The 500-nt window shown below is 62.4% G+C and carries 1 protein-coding gene; it reads left to right on the forward strand.

All coding sequences use genetic code 11. The features are described 5' to 3' along the window. Positions 1-362: molybdopterin-dependent oxidoreductase (locus IMZ11_RS43785; RefSeq protein WP_228649621.1), on the forward strand; the 362-nt coding region annotated here is incomplete at its 5' end. Between the last annotated feature and the right edge of the window lie 138 nt (positions 363-500).

Here is a 500-nt window from a genome sequence, read left to right on the forward strand (position 1 = left end):
AGTGGGGCGGGGTCCGGATGGCCGACATCCTGGCGCTGGTACAGCCACTACCGGAGGCGCGATGGGTGGTGTTCTACTCGTTCGCCGACGGCGCCGAACCTGGTCACGGCCGGTACTACGACTGTCACCGCGTCGAGCACATGCGGGAGCCGATGGCGTTGCTGGCCTACGAGATGAACGGGGAACCACTCACCGAAACCCACGGTGCGCCACTGCGGTTGCGCAACGAGTTGGAACTCGGCTTCAAACAGGTCAAGTGGATCGAGGCGGTCGAATTCGTGGCGGATTTCCGTGGCATCGGATGGGGCCACGGCGGATACAACGAAGACCACGAATACTTCGGCTACCGGATGCCGATTTAGCCGGTTCGTGCGTGCAGTCGATGTGCCCGCCTGTCAGCGACAACTCAGCGACAACCGCAACACCAGTAGCGTCTGCCCCGTCAAACCCATTGTCGCTGAGCGTTTTCGCCCATCCAGTGCCATGGGCCTCACCAGTCT

The organism is Microtetraspora sp. AC03309, from assembly GCF_020826795.1.
Lineage (GTDB): Bacteria > Actinomycetota > Actinomycetes > Streptosporangiales > Streptosporangiaceae > Microtetraspora > Microtetraspora glauca.